This window comes from Variovorax sp. P4_D9 (assembly GCF_056401695.1).
In genome coordinates this window covers 1-554 of sequence record NZ_JBFUIU010001750.1, presented here as the reverse complement: position 1 = coordinate 554, position 554 = coordinate 1, and the positions used below count along the sequence as shown (strand labels likewise).

Here is a 554-nt window from a genome sequence, read left to right as displayed (position 1 = left end):
CCGGCGGCATCAGCTACGCGTACGCATGGGGTGAACTCAGCGCCATGTGGCGCTATCTCGCCTACGACATGAAATCGGGCAAGGCCGTCAAGGACCTCAATTTCAGCGGGCCGCTGCTCGGCGCGACCTTTCATTGGTGAGCGACCGCGGACATGGCGGCATGGATGGGATTCCACGTCGTGTACTGCCCGAAAGAGAAGGTGGCAGGATCGCCTTTGCCAATACGCTTTGAGCAGGAGAGGTCGCCTCCGTGGCAGAGATCACCGGCAGTTCCCCGCAATCCGGCGCGAATGCTGCCGCCTAGGGCCTGTTCGAGTTGGTTCAACGACGAGTGGAGAAAGCATGAAGTCAATCAAGTTCAGTCTGATGCTATGTGCCGCGGTACTGGCGGCGGGTTGCGTCACCAAGCAAACCTACAACACCGAAGTGCAGAAGGCCGATGCCTACGCGGCGCTCAGCAAGCAGCTCAGCGGCCAGCTGAGCAGCGACCAGGCAAAGATTACGCAGTTGCAGAACCAACTCAAGGTGACGATGGTCAACGAGATCCTCTTCCC

The 554-nt window shown here is 59.6% G+C and carries 1 pseudogene; it reads left to right on the top strand.

Annotated elements, in window-relative coordinates:
- Positions 1–342 precede the first annotated feature (342 nt).
- Positions 343–554 (top strand): annotated as a pseudogene (locus AC1DY5_RS58135) (OmpA/MotB family protein); the annotation flags it as partial.